At 45.4% G+C, this 692-nt stretch carries 1 protein-coding gene; it reads left to right on the top strand.

Annotated features, from left to right (window positions below):
- Positions 1-316: 316 nt before the first annotated feature.
- On the top strand, positions 317-692 hold a 376-nt coding region (locus tag ACFQEU_RS17160; RefSeq protein WP_379784116.1), incomplete at its 3' end, for a ParB N-terminal domain-containing protein.

Here is a 692-nt window from a genome sequence, read left to right as displayed (position 1 = left end):
CGTTACGTTCAGTGACTTATGGGAGGGATTATTTTCTTAATGTAGTACCCAACAGGTATAAGACATGAATACAAAACCTAAGGCCTATTCCCGTGGTCAACAGCTAGTCCCTATACACGTCAAACTCACCTCACTCTCTGTCATAAAGTTAGACAGGTACCGTGAGCGCCTCTCTGACGAAAGTGGTCACTCGAGCGTGTCTAGATCATTTGCCCTAAATCACCTGATCGCCAGCTTCCAGATTACTAAGTAGGGCGAACTAGAGCGATAACTATTGAACCTATACAATTCAACGCAGAAGAACAGAAGCAAATTTATGAATTCACTTAACAAGAACACAATGACAAACATTTTTAAAACCGTAGACAACCGCATCCAACTGACCCAGCTATGGGAATCCTTTGCTACTAAGGAGGTCATCGCACTGGACGACCTGAACCTTACAATGCAAACCCGCGTTAGAGGCACAGACGATGACGTTGTCGATGAGTACTCAGCCGCGCTTGAAGCTGGCGCAGTATTCCCGCCAATCGATGTGTTCTGTGTTAATGAAGAAGGTGGTCAGGAACTTTACTTGGTTGATGGCTTTCACCGCAGCGCTGCTTATAAGGATCTGTTGTTTGTTACAACCGAAGCCCGTGTTTTTCATGGCCTATCTAAAGATGAAGCAAGGCTATACGCCCACTTCGCTA

It is taken from the genome of Halorubrum tibetense (genome assembly GCF_042661865.1).
GTDB lineage: Archaea > Halobacteriota > Halobacteria > Halobacteriales > Haloferacaceae > Halorubrum > Halorubrum tibetense.
The sequence above is the reverse complement of the archived record's forward strand: the minus strand, read 5'-3'. Positions and strand labels throughout refer to the sequence as shown.